Origin of the sequence: Azospirillum formosense, assembly GCF_013340925.1 — a bacterium.
GTDB lineage: Bacteria > Pseudomonadota > Alphaproteobacteria > Azospirillales > Azospirillaceae > Azospirillum > Azospirillum formosense.
The window spans coordinates 1-14,785 of record NZ_WHOR01000009.1 but is presented as its reverse complement, the minus strand read 5'-3'; the positions used below and the strand labels follow the sequence as shown (position 1 = coordinate 14,785).

Here is a 14,785-nt window from a genome sequence, read left to right as displayed (position 1 = left end):
TTTTCGGACCCGCGTTGTCGCTCTGTCTGATCCCGTTCGCCGCCGTGGCCCAGACGCCACCCGATTGCGTCAAACCATCCAGTCGCGCCGAACGGACCATCTGTGCCAGTGCCGATCTGAAGGTTGCCGCCGAGGACATGGCAACGCTCCTGCGCGACACTTTGGGAAACACATCCGCCGACGACCGGGATGCCATTGAGCGTGCGCAGAAAGCCTTCCTGACCGAACGTGACCGCTCCTGCGCCGACAAATCCACCATCCCGGCTTGTCGAGCCCTGTACGAGAAACGCGCCGCCGACCTCGCCGCTCAGAACTCAGCGGCGCAGAAGAAGCTGGCTGCGGTCGTCGCCGGCATTCCAAAGGACGCCAAGGCCGCAGCCGCGGCGCTCCAGCGCTACGGCGGCGCACCGGCGAAGGCGTGGCTGGTCTACATCTACCAGAGCGGCGCTGTGGCGGTGCCCGACAAGGACGCCACGGTACGCCGGCTGGTGGACGAGATCTTGAACGAAGGTCTTCCAAAAGATCCATATCTCCTTGAAGAGATGGCGAATCTCGGCGACGTTCCAGGCGCGCCGCTGAGCACGTCGCTGCTCTTCCTGCGCCACGTCCTGTCGACCACGGAGATGGACGCGCCCTGTTTCCTATTCACCAAGCATGGGCAACCGGCCTTCGAAGCCTTCGGCGCCTTCTGGGGCAACGCGCGCGACGAGACGCCCGGCCTGTGCAGCCCGCCGTCCTCCGTGTTCGATCTGCCGGAATGGAAAGCCGTCTCAGCCCACATGGACCCGGCCATCGAGCCGGCCCTGGTGGAGCGTGGCAGCATCCGTCACGGCTATGAACGCCAGTTCGAGGTGGACGATCTTCAGGCGTCGCTGGTGCCCAGCACGCTTCTGGAATCGCCGATGTCCGCCGAAGCCAGGAAGATGGCCGAACAGCGCGGCTTGGCCGTGGCCGCTTTTCGATCCTGGAGCGATTTTGATGTTTGGCCGGAGAAGGAATACCGCGCAGCGGTGAACACTCTGCCGGCAGCTATCACTGCGACATCAAAGCTTTACAGAGAAAAGTTCAAGCTCAATCCCCAGACGGCGGATCAGGCGGCCAGGGCGGCCGCGGACCGCTTCATTGCCGGGCGGCTGGGCCTCATCATGCCGGACGATTGACCGCCGCCCTGCCCCATCCGGTCTGAACTAAAGCTCGATGACGAGCCCGTCGTAGGCGGGCTCGACACCGGCGGGAAGCAGCCGGCGGAGCGTCTCGTAATCCATGGTCTGGTCCATGTGCGTCAGGTAGGCCCGTTTGGGGCGCACCCGCGCGATCCATTCCAGCGTCAGGGCGAGATGGGCATGGACCGGATGCGGCGGCTCGATCCGTGCGCAGTCGACCACCCACACCTCGACGCCTTCCAACGCCGCGAAGGCGTCTTCATCCAATTTCACAACGTCGGTCGAATAGGCAAATTTATCAAAGCGATAGCCGAGAGTCTTCAGATAGCCGTGATCCTGCTCGAACGGGATGATGCGCTGACCGCGCACCTCGAACGGCCCTTCCACGGCGCGAGGCGTCAACACCGGGCGGTAAAAGGGATCACCGGGCCGCAGAGGCTCGAAGCAATAGCCGAAACGCCGCTCCAACTCGGCCAGATCATCGGCGCTGCCAAAGGCGTCGATGGGCGCGTGCATGGCGCGGCACAGTTCCCTGAGTTCGTCGATGCCATGGGAATGGTCGGCGTGCTGGTGCGTCCACAGCACGGCGTCGAGCCGCCGCACATCCGCGTTGAGAAGCTGCTGGCGCAGATCCGGCGAGGTGTCGACCAGGACGCTGACGTCACCGCCCTGCCCGGCTCCCTTCTGCTCCCACTCCACCAGAATGGACGGGCGCATCCGCTGGTTCCTGGGGTTCGCCGGGTCACAGGAGCCCCAGCCGAGACCGATCACGGGGACACCCCGCGACCCGCCGCAGCCGAGGATCGTGACCCGCTGGCCGGTCATGCGGCGGCCTGCTGGCCCGTACCGGCGCGGGGGAACAGGCGGAAGAAATTCTCAGTGGATATCCGGGCCATTTCCGCCGCGTCCACGCCCTTGACCTCGGCGACACAGGCCGCGGTGTGGGCGACGTAGGCCGGTTCGTTGCGCTTGCCGCGGAAGGGCACCGGCGCCAGATAGGGCGCGTCTGTTTCCACCAGAATCCGGTCCAGCGGAACGTCCTTCACGATGGCGCGGAGGTCCTCCGACTTCTTGAAGGTGACGATCCCGGACAGGGAGATGTAGAAGCCGAAATCCAGAGCCTCTTCAGCGAGTTGCCGCCCGGAGCTGAAGCAATGCAGCAAGCCGTTGACCGGCTGGCCGGCGGCTTCCTCGCGGACGATCCGCATGGTGTCGTCGTCGGCGTCGCGGGTGTGCACAATCAGCGGCAGCCCGGTCTCCAGGCTGGCGCGGATGTGCCGGCGGAAGCACTTCTGCTGAACGTCCCGAGGGCTCTTGTCGTAGAAGTAGTCGAGCCCGGTCTCGCCCAGCCCGATCACCTTCGGGTGCTTCGACAGCGCGACAAGGCGCTCGACGCTCACCCCGTCGATCTCCTCCGCCGCCTGGTGCGGATGGACGCCGAGCGAGCACAGGACGTCGTCGTAGCGCTCGGCGACCGCCAGGATGCGGTCGAAGCGCGACAGGTAGGTGCAAATGGTCACCATCCGCCCCACCCCCGCCTGCCGGGCGCGGTCGACGACCGCGTCCAGCTCCTCGGCGAAATCGGGAAAGTCGAGATGGCAGTGGCTATCGACCAGCATCGTTCGTCAGCTCTTCGCTTCGTCCACATAGCGCGGGAACACGCCCTGCGGCGTGGGCAGCGGCGTGCCGGGAACCAGCGCCCCGCCCCCCCCCAGCCGCTCGAACCCGCGGGCTTCCGGCCCTTGCGCCAGCTGGTCCAGGATCTTCGCCGAGGCTTCCGGCATGATCGGCTGGGTCAGGATGGCGAGATGGCGGATGGTCTCGGCCAGCACGTACAGCACAGTGGCCATGCGCGCCGGATCGGTCTTCTTGAGCGCCCAGGGCGCCTGTTCGTCGACATAGCGGTTGCCGTCGCCGATCACCGCCCAGATGGCGTCCAGCGCCTTGTGGAAGGCCTGCGCCTGGATCTCCGCACGGACGGTCGGCAGCAGGTTGCGGGCGGCGCCGAGCAGGGCGTTGTCGGCCTCGGTGAAAGCGCCCGGCTGCGGCACGGCGGCCCCGCAGTTCTTGCCGATCATCGACAGCGAGCGCTGCACGAGGTTCCCGTAATCGTTGGCGAGGTTGCCGTTGATCCGCTGAACCATCTGCTTGTGCGAGAAGTCACCGTCGTTGCCGAAGGGCACCTCGCGCAGCAGGAAGTAGCGGGTCTGGTCCAGGCCGTAGGTGTTGACCAGCGTCTCCGGCGCGATGACGTTGCCGAGCGACTTCGACATCTTCTGGCCTTCGATGGTCCACCAGCCGTGCGCGAAGACGCGCTTCGGCGGGGCCAGCTTGGCGGCCATCAGGAAGGCCGGCCAATAGACGGCGTGGAAGCGCAGGATGTCCTTGCCGACCATGTGCAGGTTGGCCGGCCAGTACTTGGCGTATTCGCCGCTCTCGTCGGGGAAGCCGACCGCCGTGATGTAGTTGGCCAGGGCGTCCAGCCAGACATACATGATGTGGTCGGGGTTGCCCGGCACCGGGATGCCCCACTTGAAGGTGGTGCGGCTGACCGACAGGTCCTTCAGACCCGACTTCACGAAGGCGACGACCTCGTTGCGCTTGCCGGCGGGGGCGATGAAGTCCGGGTTCTGCTCGTAGAACTCCAGCAGGCGGTCCTGCCAAGCCGACAGGCGGAAGAAGTAGGAGGGCTCCTCCACCCACTCGCACTCGGCGCCGGTCGGGGCGATCTTCTTGCCCGACGGCGACGTGGTCAGCTCGTCCTCGCCGTAGAAGGCCTCGTCGCGCACCGAGTACCAGCCGGCGTAGCTGCCGAGATAGATCTCCCCGGCCGACTCCAGACGGCGCCACAGCTCCTGCACGGACGCGAGGTGCCGCGGCTCCGTCGTGCGGATGAAGTCGTCGTTGGAGAAGTTCATCAGCGAGACGAGGTCGCGGAAGTTCTTCGACACGCGGTCGGTGAACTCCTGCGGCGCGATGCCGGCGTTCATGGCGGATTTCTCCACCTTCTGGCCGTGCTCGTCGGTGCCGGTGAGGAACTTCACGTCATAGCCGTCCAGCCGCATGAAGCGGGCCAGCACGTCGCAGGCGAGCGTGGTGTACGCGTGTCCGATGTGCGGCACGTCGTTCACGTAGTAGATCGGAGTCGTCAGGTAGAAGGTCTTCGACCCGGTCATGGCAGAGGCTCTCCCGAGAATGCGCCGGCCCGGCGCGTTGCCGGTCCGGGTGGGCGTGGTGTGTCGTCCGTGTTAAGTAGCAGCCGCTTCCAGCGTCGCCAAGGCGTTCAGGACCACCTGTTTGCGGTCGAGATTGGCGGATTCCGCACGGGCGAAGTGGCGTTGGACCTTTTCCCACACCTCCACCCAACGTTCAAGGCCGCGGGCGTTGGCCAGCCGGGTCATCAGGGCGGCCTCCCCGGCCACGACTTCCGCCGGCCAAGCGCCGCGGGCCAGCGACCGGACGAAGCGGGCCAGCCACCAGACGAGCAGGTCCGTGGCCGTCTCGTACAGCCCGTCGTCCTGCTTGCGGGTCAGCTTGTCGCCGAAGGCGTGGGCGGCGGTGATGTCCAGCCGCGGCAGGGTGCCGAGCAGCCCGATCAGCTCCCGGTAGAGGTCGAGCCCGCCGGCCTCGGCCAGCCCGATGGCCCTCCCGATGCTGCCCTCCGCCAGCCGGGCGAGCGCCGCCCGGTCCTCACCGCCCAGGTCTGGACGATGCTGGGCCAACAGGTTGAGGACGGTTTCCTCAGGAAGCGGTTGAAGCGTCAGCTTGCGGCAGCGGGAACGGATGGTCGGCAGCATGCCGCCGGGGTTGTCGCTGACCAGAAGCAGCAGGGCACCCGGCGGCGGCTCCTCAAGAATCTTGAGAATGGCGTTCAAGCCACTGAGATTCATGCGGTCCGCGCCGTCGATCACGGCGACGCGCCAGCCGCCCTCGGCGGCGGTCTTGCGCAGGAACGGGCCGATCTTGCGCACGTCGTCCACGGCGATGTCGCGCTTCAGCCGGTCGCGCTTCTCGTCGCGCTGGCGCTCTACGGTCAGCAGGTCGGCATGCCCGCCCGAGGCCACACGGCGGAAGACCGGGGCATCCGGCGACAGCGCCAGCGAGGCGGGCGGCGGCGGCGCGCCGAACAGGCCGGCGTCCGACGGCTCGTGCCCCTGGGACAGGACGAAGCGGGCGAAACGGAAGGCCAGCGTCGCCTTGCCGATCCCCGGCGGGCCGCCGATCAGCCAAGCGTGCGGAAGCCGCCCGGAGTTCCAGGCGTCGAGCAGCAGGCGCTCGGCCTCGTCATGGCCGATCAGATCGGGGTTGCGGCGCGGGGCGAGGGCGTCCTCCTCCGCGACCGGTTCGGGCGCGCGGGCGCGGCTCACCTCAGGAGGCTCCCAGGCGGCGGGTCACATGGTCCAGGATGACCACCTGCACCGCTTCGACGGGGTGTCCGGCGTCGACGACCACGCAACGCTCCGGCTCCCGCGCGGCGATGTCGAGGAAGCCGTCGCGCAGGCGGTTGTGAAAGGCGACGTCCATGCGCTCGTAGCGGTCCTCGCCGCCGCGGCGGGCGGCGGCGCGTGCCAGCCCCTCCTCCACCGGCAGGTCGAGGATCAGGGTCAGGTCGGGCCGGAAGTCGCCCAGAGCGGTCGCCTGGAGCGTGGCGACCAGATCGCGCCCCAGCCCCAGCCCATAGCCCTGATAGGCCATGGTGCTGTCGAAGAAGCGGTCGCAGATGACCCAGTGCCCGGCTTCCAGCGCCGGCCAGACCGTGCGCTCCAGATGGTCGCGGCGGGCGGCGGTGTGCAGCAGCGCCTCGGTTACCGGACCCCAGCGCCCGGTTTCCCCCGACACCAGAAGGCCGCGGATCTCCTCGGCCCCCGGCGAGCCGCCGGGCTCGCGGGTCAGCACGACGCGCTTCCCCCAACCGATCAGCGCGTCGGCGAGCAGGCGGATCTGGGTGGTCTTGCCCGCCCCCTCGCCGCCCTCCAGCGTGATGAACCGCCCGCGCGTCATGGTCTGCTCCCGATGGTGATGTGGCCCGCCGCCTTCCGGATTCCGGCGGTGACGGGCCGGCTTACACCAATCAGCTCGCCCCGAAAATGAGGAACTTCGCCGCCGCCAGGGCGCGGCCCACGAAGCCCAGCTTCTCCACGTCCTGTGCGGCGACCACCGGGAACTCCTTGCCCGGGAAGCCCGGCGCCGACACCACCACCTTGCCGACCACGTCGCCCTTCTTCACCGGCGCGGCGACCGGGGCGTTGCTGACCAGCGACACCTTCATGCCGCTGCGGTCGGCGCGGGCCATGGTGACCTTCATGTCCTCCGGCACGGTGACCGGCACGCTGTCCTGCGCGCCCAGCCAGAGCGGCACCTGATCGACCGTCTCGCCCGCCTTGAACAGGGCGTAGGTGGCGAATTCGCGGAATCCCCATTCGATCAGCCGGGCCGATTCGTCGGCGCGGGCCTGCATGCTCGGCAGGCCGTTGACCACCAGGATGAGACGGCGCCCTTCCCGCTCCGCCGAGGCGGTCAGGCCGTAGCCGCCGGCCTCGGTGTGGCCGGTCTTCATGCCGTCGACGTCCATGCCGCGGTAGAGCAGCGGGTTGCGGTTGCCCTGGTTGATGCCGTGGTACTTGAACTCCCGGATCGAATAGTAGTGGTAGTATTCCGGGAAGTCCTTGATCAGATGCTCGGCCAGGATCGAGAGATCGCGGGCGGTCATGTAGTGGTTCGGGTCGGGCCAACCCGTCGCGTTGGTCAGGTTGGTGTCCTTCAACCCCAATTCGCGGGCGCGCTTGTTCATGCGTTCGGCAAAGGCCGATTCGGAGCCGGCGAGACCTTCGGCGAAGACAATGCAGGCGTCGTTGCCCGACTGTACGATCACGCCCTTGATGAGGTCGTCGACCTTGATGTTGTTGTGCAGCTCCACGAACATCTTGGAGCCCTGCATCCGCCACGCGCGTTCCGACACCGGCAGCGTGCTCTCCAGCGTCACCCGGCCTTCCTTGATTGCATCGAAGACCATGTACATCGTCATGATCTTGCTCATCGAGGACGGCGCCATGCGCTGATCCGGGTTCTTCTCGAACAGCACCGTGTTCGAGGTGATATCGACCAGGATCGCCTGCTTGGCGATGGTTTCGATGCTGGCGGCGTGAGCCACCGGCCCCACCCCCGCCGCGAACAGCGCGACCGCAAGGCCCATGGCGAAACGGGTGCGGGCAACGCGGGTGCGGACGACAGCGACCATGACAACTCCCTTCGAAACGCGGACTGGACAAGACGTGAAATGGAACGAGGCCCGGTGCCGGGCCAAGCTTGGACTAAGCTCGCGGGTGATCAATCAACCACGATTTTGGCGTCGGTAAGGCCAGCTTGGAGGATTTGGTTCAAAACGGCGTCGGCGGACTCCACGCTGGCCAGCGGCCCCACCCGCACCCGCTGCAGACGCTGCCGTCCGGCGACCGTCTGGGTGACCTGCGCCTGCTGGCCGAGCGAGGCCAGACGGGCGCGCACGCGGGTGACGTTGTCCGGACTGCCGAAGGCGCCGACCTGCACGTAGATCTGCTCGTAGGGCTTCACCGGCAGCTCGGCGACCACCGGGGCCGGAACGAAGCGGCCGTCCACCATATCGCCGGCCACCGTCGTGGGTGGCGGCACCGGGGCGCGGGTGACCGCGGCGGGAGTGGCGCGGGCGGCGCCGTTGACCTCCACCGCGCTGCGCGGGGCGGCCTTCGGCGGTGGGCCGTCCAGTTCCGCCAGCATCGGGGCCGGCGTGCCCTGGCGGGCCGCGGCGGCGACCGCGCGGCTTTCCTCCGCCAGAATCTGCACGCGCACCTTGGCCGTACCCGTGCCTTCGAACCCAAGCAATTGCGCGCCGCGCCGCGACATGTCGATGATTCGCCCGTTGGCGTAGGGGCCGCGGTCGTTGATGCGAACAACCAGCGACCGGCCGTTGTCGAGATTGGTGACGCGCACGAGGCTTGGCATGGGCAAGGTCTTGTGCGCGGCCGTCAGCTCATTTTGGTCGTAAACCTCGCCGTTGGCGGTGACCTTTTGGTGGAATCCCGGCCCATACCAGGAGGCGATCCCGGTCTCGCTGTAGGAGTAATCCTCGGCGGGATAATACCAGACGCCGTTGACCTGATAGGGCTTGCCGACCTTGTAGACGCCGCTGCGCGGCAGTCCGGACGGGGATGGCGCGGGCGGCGCGGACGCACAGGCGGCGAGCGTCAGCGCCCCTGCGAGCACGACCGCCCCCCTCAGCATATGCGCGCGTCGCATGGCCCCACCCCGCTAAATCTGGTGGCGCCACTCTAGCCGAGTTACCTCGCCGCGCCAACCGCGCAACTCCCGTCAGGAGCCCGCCGGTGCTGCAGTGCGGTCATGGGCGGGCCCCGGAAACAGCGAATCGGTTCGCCCCATCAGGCGGTAGGCGACGAGGCCGATCCACTCGCGGATCGGGTCCTGGAGCGCGTCGATCTGCTTGTCGAATTCGAAGCGGACGAAGGGACGCCCGCCGAAGCGTGTGCGGTAATCGACCGGGTAGGGAATCACCTCCCAGCCGACCTGCCGGAAAATGCCGACCGACCGCGGCATGTGCATGGCCGAGGTCACGAGGACCCAGGTCTCCCCCGGCTTCGGCTGGACGAGCCGCTGGCTGAACAGGGCGTTTTCCCAGGTGTTGCGGGACTCGTTCTCGTAGGTCACATGGTCCGGGTCGATCCCGACCTGCCGAAGCGCGCCGCGGACCGCAAGGTCCTCCCGCAGTTCCAGGGCGTCCTGGCCGGCCAGCCGTCCCGAGCCGCCGGTGAACACCGCGTGCGCCTGCGGGTAGCGGCGGATCAGTTCGGCGAAACCCAGGATACGCTCCGCCGCGTCGTTGACGGACGGCTCGCCGCGGTCGCGGGTGATCGGCGGGGTCACCGCCCCGCCCAGCATGATGATGCCGTCCACCCGTTCGGGCAGGTCGGGCCGGGGAAAACGCTCCTCCAGCGGCAGCGCGACCCACGAGGCGATCGGCGTGACCATGACGACGACGAAGCCGACGGTGACCGCCACGACCAGCCGCCGCCCCCAATGGGCCAGACGGCGGGTGAAGAGCAGCGCCGTCCCGGCGGCGAGGATGAGCACGAGCAGATTGCCCGGCGAAACCAGGAACCACAGCAGCTTCGACAGCACGAAGGACAACAGCCGAACTCCCCTTTCCACTTCCAGCGGTTTCTAGATACGGGCGTTCACCATGAATGCCCAGGGGCGACGGCACGGTAACGAATCCGCCATCAATCCGTAACAGCGGCGTCTTCGGCGGCGGGTAAGGTCCGCGGCGCAACCAAGGATTTACCGCATATGCTGTCGAACATTTCCATCGGCACGCGAATCGCGCTGCTGGTCGCCGCGTCCGTGGTCACCTTGGGCCTGCTGGGCGGGACGGTCACCGTCGGCGCCCAACGCATGTTCGAGGCGACCGCTGAACTGGACCAGTTCCGCGACGCCTATGAGCAGACGGCGGCCATCGAGCGCCGGGCCAGCCGCCTGCGCTTCCAGGCGTTGCGCTTCGTGGCCGACCGGGACCAGGCGGCGGCCGAGGCCTTCGCGAAGAACGCGGAGGAGGCTTCGCACCTGCTGGACAACCTTAAGGAACGCGGCGCGGAGCGCCTGCCGCAGGAAGAGCTGGACCATCTGTCGCAGGGCATCCGCACGCTGAAGGAGCGCTTCGCGTCGGTGGTCGAGCGGGCGAAGGAACTGGGCCTGTCCGACGACAGCGGCCTGCGCGGCGTCCTGCGCGCCTCGGCCCGCGCCATCGAGGACGAACTGAAGCAGTGGCCGAACGCCGACAAGCTGACCGGCCGCATGGAATCCATGCGGAAGATGGAGAAGGACTTCATCATCTACAGCGAGGAATCGCTGCTGTCCGGCCACCGCAAGGCCTTCAACGAATTCACCTTCTTCCTCGCCGACTCGGGCCTGGACACGGCCACCCAGACCAAGCTGGAAAAGCAGGCCCGCACCTACCGCGCCGACCTCGGCCGGTTTGTGGACGCCACCAAAGCCTTCCGGGCCGAGGTGCAGACCTTCAACGACGCCTTCCAGGCGATGGTGCCGCGCTTCGAGGCGCTGCTGGATTCCGCCAACGCCGGTATGGCCGGGGCGGTGGAGACGCAGAACCGGGTGCGCGGCGAGGTGATCGCCAATGTGCTGCAGGTCGGCTCCGTCCTGCTGATCAGCTTCGCGATCATCAGCCTGCTGGTTGCCCGCAGCATCACCCGGCCGCTGCGCCTGATCGAGGGCGTCATGGAACGGCTGGCCGGTGGTGACCGGACGGCCACCGTTCCGGAGACTGGGCGGCGCGACGAGATCGGCGCCATGGCCCGGGCCGTCAGTGTGTTCAAGGAGAATCTTCAGCGCACGCATGAGCTGGAACAGGAGTCCCGCCGGGCCGAGCGGCGGGCGGAGGAGGAGCGGGAATCCGCGCTGCGCGCCATCGCCCGAGACTTCGATTCGGCTTTCGGGCGCGTGCTCCACACGGTCAGCCACGCTGCCGACCAGATCCGCAATGGCGCCCACATCCTGCGCGACACCGCGGAGAAGATGAAGAATCAGGCGCTCGACACGTCGGAAAAGGCGGAGCAGACGTCCGAGGTGGTCGGCATCGTCAACAACGTGTCGCGCACCCTCTCCGCCTCCATCGGCGAGATCGGCGGGCGGGTGACCACCTCCAGCACGGCCATCCGCCGCGCCGTGGACCACGCCCGGCAGAGCGACTCGGCGGTGGCGGCACTGGCCGACAGCTCTCAGCGGATCGGGGAGATCGTCCGGCTGATCAACGACATCGCCGGGCAGACGAACCTGCTGGCACTGAACGCCACGATTGAAGCCGCCCGGGCCGGAGAGGCCGGCAAGGGATTCGCCGTCGTCGCCTCGGAGGTCAAGGTGCTGGCCAACCAGACCGCCAAGGCGACCGAGGACATCGCCGGTCAGGTCGGCGCCATCCAGGAGGCGACCGGCTCCGTCGTCGAGGCGATCCGCGCCATCCGGACGACCGTCGAAGAGGTTGCGCACCTGTCGGAGGACGTGTCCGCCGCGGTGCGCGACCAGCTCGAACAGACCGAGGAAATCGTCGGCGCCGTGGGCCGGGCCAACGACAACACCCACGAGGTGACCGAGAGCGTCAGCACCATGGCGATCACCGCCGCGGAGACCGGCAAGTCGGCCATCGAGATGATCTACTCCGCCGCCCAACTGGCGGACGAACTCCGGCAACTCGAATCCGATGCCGACCGCTTCGTGTCCTCCATCAAGATCTGAGGCATCAAGCTGTCAGGAACTCTTCAGACAAAGAGAAAGGGCAGGAGCCGAAGCACCTGCCCTTTCTTGCTTTTTAGGGTCTGGATGACCGGCCTTACGCGGCCAGCATCTCAAGCGCCTTCCGCAGCTTGTCGCGGGCCTGCTCCGCGGTGTCGCGGCGGTCGCGCTGCTCCTCGATCACCTCTTCCGGCGCCTTGGCGACGAACTGCTCGTTCGACAGCTTGGCGTCGATCTTCTTGATCTCGCCGGACAGCTTCTCGATCTCCTTGGTCAGGCGCGCCCGCTCCTTGTCGAGATCGACGATGCCCTCCAGCGGCAGGATCAGCGTGGCCTCGTCCAGCACGGCCTGGACGGCGCTCTTCGGCACCGGGCCGGACAGCGGCTCGACGCTGGACAGACGGCCCATGCGCAGGATCAGGTCACGGTGCGTGTCGAGCCGCTTCAGGCTCTCCGGACCGGCGTCCTTCAGCTTCAGCTCGATCTGGGCGGCGGGCGGCACGTTCATCTCCGACCGCATGGAGCGGACCGAGGAAATCGCCCGCACCACCCAGTCCATCTCATCGCGAGCGGCGGAGTCGATCAGTTCGGCGCCATGCTCCGGCCAATGGGCGGAGATCAGGCGGTTCGCCCGGTCGTCCGAAAGCTGCTCCCACAGTTCCTCCGTGATGAACGGCATCAGCGGGTGGAGCATGTGCAGGATTTCGTCCAGCACCCAGGCCGTGGTCGCCCGCGTCTCGGCGATGGCGGCCTCGTCCGAACCGTTCAGAATCGGCTTGGTGAATTCCAGGTACCAGTCGCAGAAGGTGCCCCAGGTGAAGGCGTAGGCGGTGTTGGCGGCCTCGTTGAACTTGTAGGCTTCGATGGACTCGCCGACCTTCTTCGCCGCCTCCGCCAGGGCGCCGACGATCCAGCGGTTGACCGTCTGGGTCAGCCCGACCGGCTTGAAGCCGGGGACCGGGGCCACCCCGTTCATCTGGGTGTAGCGCGCGGCGTTCCACAGCTTCGTCGCGAAGTTGCGATAACCCTCGACGCGGCTGACCGCCAGCTTGATGTCGCGGCCCTGGGCGGCCATGGCCGTCAGGGTGAAGCGCAGGGCGTCGGTGCCGTACTGGTCGATCAGCTCCAGCGGGTCGATGACGTTGCCCTTGGACTTCGACATCTTCTGGCCCTTCTCGTCGCGGACCAGGGCGTGGATGTAGACCGTCCGGAAGGGCACGTCCTTCATGAAATGCAGGCCCATCATCATCATCCGGGCGACCCAGAAGAAGATGATGTCGAAGCCCGTCACCAGCACGTCGGTCGGGTAATAGCGCGCCAGCTCCGGAGTCTCGTCCGGCCAGCCCAGCGTGGAGAAGGGCCACAGGGCCGACGAGAACCAGGTGTCCAGCACGTCCTGGTCGCGGGTCAGCGCCACGTCCTGGCCGTAATGGGCCTTGGCCGAGGCAACGGCCGCCTCCTCGGTCTCCTCGACGAAGACATGGCCGTCCGGGCCGTACCAGGCGGGAATCTGATGGCCCCACCAGATCTGGCGGCTGACGCACCAGGGCTGGATGTTGCGCATCCACTCGAAATAGGTGTTCTCCCACTGCTTGGGCACGAACACGGTCTTGCCGGTCTCCACCGCCTCGATGGCCGGCTTGGCGAGCGTGGCGGCGTCGACGTACCACTGGTCGGTCAGCCAGGGCTCGATGGCGACGCCGGAGCGGTCACCGTGCGGCACCATGTGGGTGTGCGGCTCGATCTTCTCCAGCAGGCCCAGCTCCTCCAGCTCGGCCACGACCTTCTTGCGCGCCTCGTAGCGGTCGAGCCCGCGGTAGGCCTCGGGGACCTCGTCGCCGGTGATGCGGGCGTCGCGGTCCATGATGTTGATGGCCGCGAGGTTGTTGCGCCGTCCGACCTCGAAGTCGTTGAAGTCGTGGGCCGGGGTGATCTTCACCGCACCCGAGCCGGTCTCCGGATCGGCGTACTCGTCGCCGACGATCGGGATCAAACGGCCGACCAGCGGCAGGACGACGTTCTTGCCGATCAGGTCCCTATAGCGCTCATCCTCCGGGTGCACGGCGACGCCGGTGTCGCCCAGCATGGTTTCCGGACGCGTGGTGGCGACCACGATGAAGCGGTCGGCCTCGCCTTCAATCGGATAGCGGAAGTGCCAGAGGTTGCCCTTGATCTCCTTCTGCTCGACCTCAAGGTCGGAGATGGCGGTGTGCAGCTTGGGGTCCCAGTTGACCAGCCGCTTGTCCTTGTAGATCAAGCCCTGCTTGTGCAGCTCCACGAAGACCTTGCGGACGGCGCGGCTCAGCCCTTCATCCATGGTGAAGCGCTCGCGCGGCCAGTCGGGCGAGGCGCCCAGCCGGCGAAGCTGGCGGGTGATGGTGCCGCCCGATTCCGCCTTCCACTCCCACACCTTGTCGATGAAGGCGTCGCGGCCGAAGTCGTGGCGCGTCTTGCCTTCCTTGGCGAGGTTCCGTTCCACGACCATCTGGGTCGCGATGCCGGCGTGGTCGGTGCCCGGCTGCCACAGCGCGTCGCGCCCGCGCATCCGGTTGTAGCGGGTCAGAACGTCCTGGAGCGTGAAGGTCAGCGCGTGGCCCATGTGCAGGCTGCCGGTCACGTTCGGCGGCGGCATCATGATGGTGTAGGGCTTGCCGTTCGACTCGGTCTTCGCCGCGAACGCGCCCGTCTCTTCCCACAGCCGGTAGTGCTTTTCCTCGACCTCGGCGGGCCGGTACGTCTTTTCCAACATCACCAGGAACTTTCGCTTACGAATTCAAACGGAATGCGTGGCGGGCGTGACGCCGCTCAGAATTTCTGGGAGCGCCGGATCATCCGGTCGATTTCCTGCTGCACCAGCCGTTCGACGATGGTCGGCAGATTCTCGTCCAGCCATTCCTTCAGCAGCGGCTTCAACAGCTCGCGGACGACTTCCTCCACGGTGCGGACGCCGACGGGCATTGGGCCGATCGACAGGTCGTCGCCGAGCTGGCGCGCCAGATGCGTGAAATGGTGGGACGATTCCTCGGCCACCCGCCGGGAGATCAGCCCGTCGTCGAGATCCGACGGACGGATGCGCGGCCGCGGCGGCGGCGGCGGCTCGTCGTCGTCGAAATCGTCGAAGGCCGGCGCGGGACGCTTCGCGGCGGGACGCGGCGGCGGCGACGGTTCGGGGTCCGGCGCATGATACGCCGGCTCCGGGTCGGCCATGCCGCCGAAGGCCGGCTCGTCGCGCCACGGATCAGGCTCCGGCTCGTCGGGCGCGTCCCTCCCCTCGTCCTGGAGCATCTGGGTGAGTTCCAGAACGTCATCGTCGTCATCCTCCATGAGAG

At 67.4% G+C, this 14,785-nt stretch carries 11 protein-coding genes and 1 pseudogene; 2 read left to right on the top strand and 10 right to left on the bottom strand.

All coding sequences use genetic code 11. From position 1 onward, the window contains the following. Window positions 1-14: 14 nt before the first annotated feature. Window positions 15-1,160: a lysozyme inhibitor LprI family protein gene (locus GBZ26_RS02450; protein ID WP_174437443.1), complete on the top strand. Its 1,146-nt coding sequence runs from the start codon at window positions 15-17 to the stop codon at window positions 1,158-1,160. Between the two features lie 27 nt (window positions 1,161-1,187). Here the strand turns inward: GBZ26_RS02450 and GBZ26_RS02445 are convergent, their stop codons facing one another. From GBZ26_RS02445 to GBZ26_RS02410, 8 genes are all read right to left on the bottom strand, one after another. Continuing rightward, window positions 1,188-1,988 carry an MBL fold metallo-hydrolase gene (locus tag GBZ26_RS02445; protein ID WP_174437442.1) on the bottom strand — a complete coding sequence of 267 codons (801 nt, stop codon included), beginning with the start codon at window positions 1,986-1,988 and terminating at the stop codon, window positions 1,188-1,190. Next, window positions 1,985-2,782, bottom strand: coding sequence for a TatD family hydrolase (locus GBZ26_RS02440; RefSeq protein ID WP_174437441.1), 798 nt, complete (start codon window positions 2,780-2,782; stop codon window positions 1,985-1,987). Before GBZ26_RS02440 ends, GBZ26_RS02445 begins: the two co-directional genes overlap by 4 nt. A gap of 6 nt (window positions 2,783-2,788) precedes the next feature. Further along, window positions 2,789-4,339, bottom strand: a complete 1,551-nt coding sequence (metG, locus tag GBZ26_RS02435; protein WP_174437440.1) for a methionine--tRNA ligase — start codon at window positions 4,337-4,339, stop codon at window positions 2,789-2,791. A gap of 72 nt (window positions 4,340-4,411) precedes the next feature. Continuing rightward, window positions 4,412-5,530, bottom strand: coding sequence for a DNA polymerase III subunit delta' (locus GBZ26_RS02430; protein WP_174437439.1), 1,119 nt, complete (start codon window positions 5,528-5,530; stop codon window positions 4,412-4,414). Window position 5,531: 1 nt separating this feature from the next. After that, the gene (gene tmk, locus GBZ26_RS02425) at window positions 5,532-6,164 is read right to left on the bottom strand and encodes a dTMP kinase (RefSeq protein WP_174437438.1); all 633 of its coding nucleotides are present in this window, start codon (window positions 6,162-6,164) and stop codon (window positions 5,532-5,534) included. Between the two features lie 70 nt (window positions 6,165-6,234). Then, window positions 6,235-7,401, bottom strand: coding sequence for a D-alanyl-D-alanine carboxypeptidase family protein (locus GBZ26_RS02420; protein ID WP_174437437.1), 1,167 nt, complete (start codon window positions 7,399-7,401; stop codon window positions 6,235-6,237). An 89-nt stretch (window positions 7,402-7,490) separates the two neighbouring features. After that, window positions 7,491-8,435 (bottom strand): septal ring lytic transglycosylase RlpA family protein, encoded by a 945-nt coding sequence (locus GBZ26_RS02415; RefSeq protein WP_174437436.1) that lies wholly within the window; start codon window positions 8,433-8,435, stop codon window positions 7,491-7,493. 72 nt (window positions 8,436-8,507) lie between these two features. Then, the gene (locus GBZ26_RS02410; protein ID WP_345772034.1) at window positions 8,508-9,332 is read right to left on the bottom strand and encodes a YdcF family protein; all 825 of its coding nucleotides are present in this window, start codon (window positions 9,330-9,332) and stop codon (window positions 8,508-8,510) included. A gap of 1,077 nt (window positions 9,333-10,409) precedes the next feature. On the opposite strand from GBZ26_RS02410, the pseudogene GBZ26_RS30940 reads away from it, so the two are divergent. Beyond that, window positions 10,410-11,459 (top strand): annotated as a pseudogene (locus GBZ26_RS30940) (methyl-accepting chemotaxis protein); the annotation flags it as partial. Between the two features lie 94 nt (window positions 11,460-11,553). Here GBZ26_RS30940 and GBZ26_RS02400 read toward each other — a convergent pair. Then, window positions 11,554-14,205, bottom strand: coding sequence for a valine--tRNA ligase (locus GBZ26_RS02400; protein ID WP_174437433.1), 2,652 nt, complete (start codon window positions 14,203-14,205; stop codon window positions 11,554-11,556). 56 nt (window positions 14,206-14,261) lie between these two features. Beyond that, the coding region (locus GBZ26_RS02395; protein ID WP_174437432.1) for a DUF2497 domain-containing protein at window positions 14,262-14,785 on the bottom strand (524 nt) is incomplete at its 5' end.

Coding starts and splice junctions, on each gene's coding strand:
- GBZ26_RS02445 (WP_174437442.1), bottom strand. CDS start 1,988: ATGACCGGCCAGCGGGTCACGATCCTCGGCTGCGGCGGGTCGCGGGGT.
- GBZ26_RS02440 (WP_174437441.1), bottom strand. CDS start 2,782: ATGCTGGTCGATAGCCACTGCCATCTCGACTTTCCCGATTTCGCCGAG.
- metG (WP_174437440.1), bottom strand. CDS start 4,339: ATGACCGGGTCGAAGACCTTCTACCTGACGACTCCGATCTACTACGTG.
- tmk (WP_174437438.1), bottom strand. CDS start 6,164: ATGACGCGCGGGCGGTTCATCACGCTGGAGGGCGGCGAGGGGGCGGGC.
- GBZ26_RS02420 (WP_174437437.1), bottom strand. CDS start 7,401: ATGGTCGCTGTCGTCCGCACCCGCGTTGCCCGCACCCGTTTCGCCATG.
- GBZ26_RS02415 (WP_174437436.1), bottom strand. CDS start 8,435: ATGCGACGCGCGCATATGCTGAGGGGGGCGGTCGTGCTCGCAGGGGCG.
- GBZ26_RS02400 (WP_174437433.1), bottom strand. CDS start 14,205: ATGTTGGAAAAGACGTACCGGCCCGCCGAGGTCGAGGAAAAGCACTAC.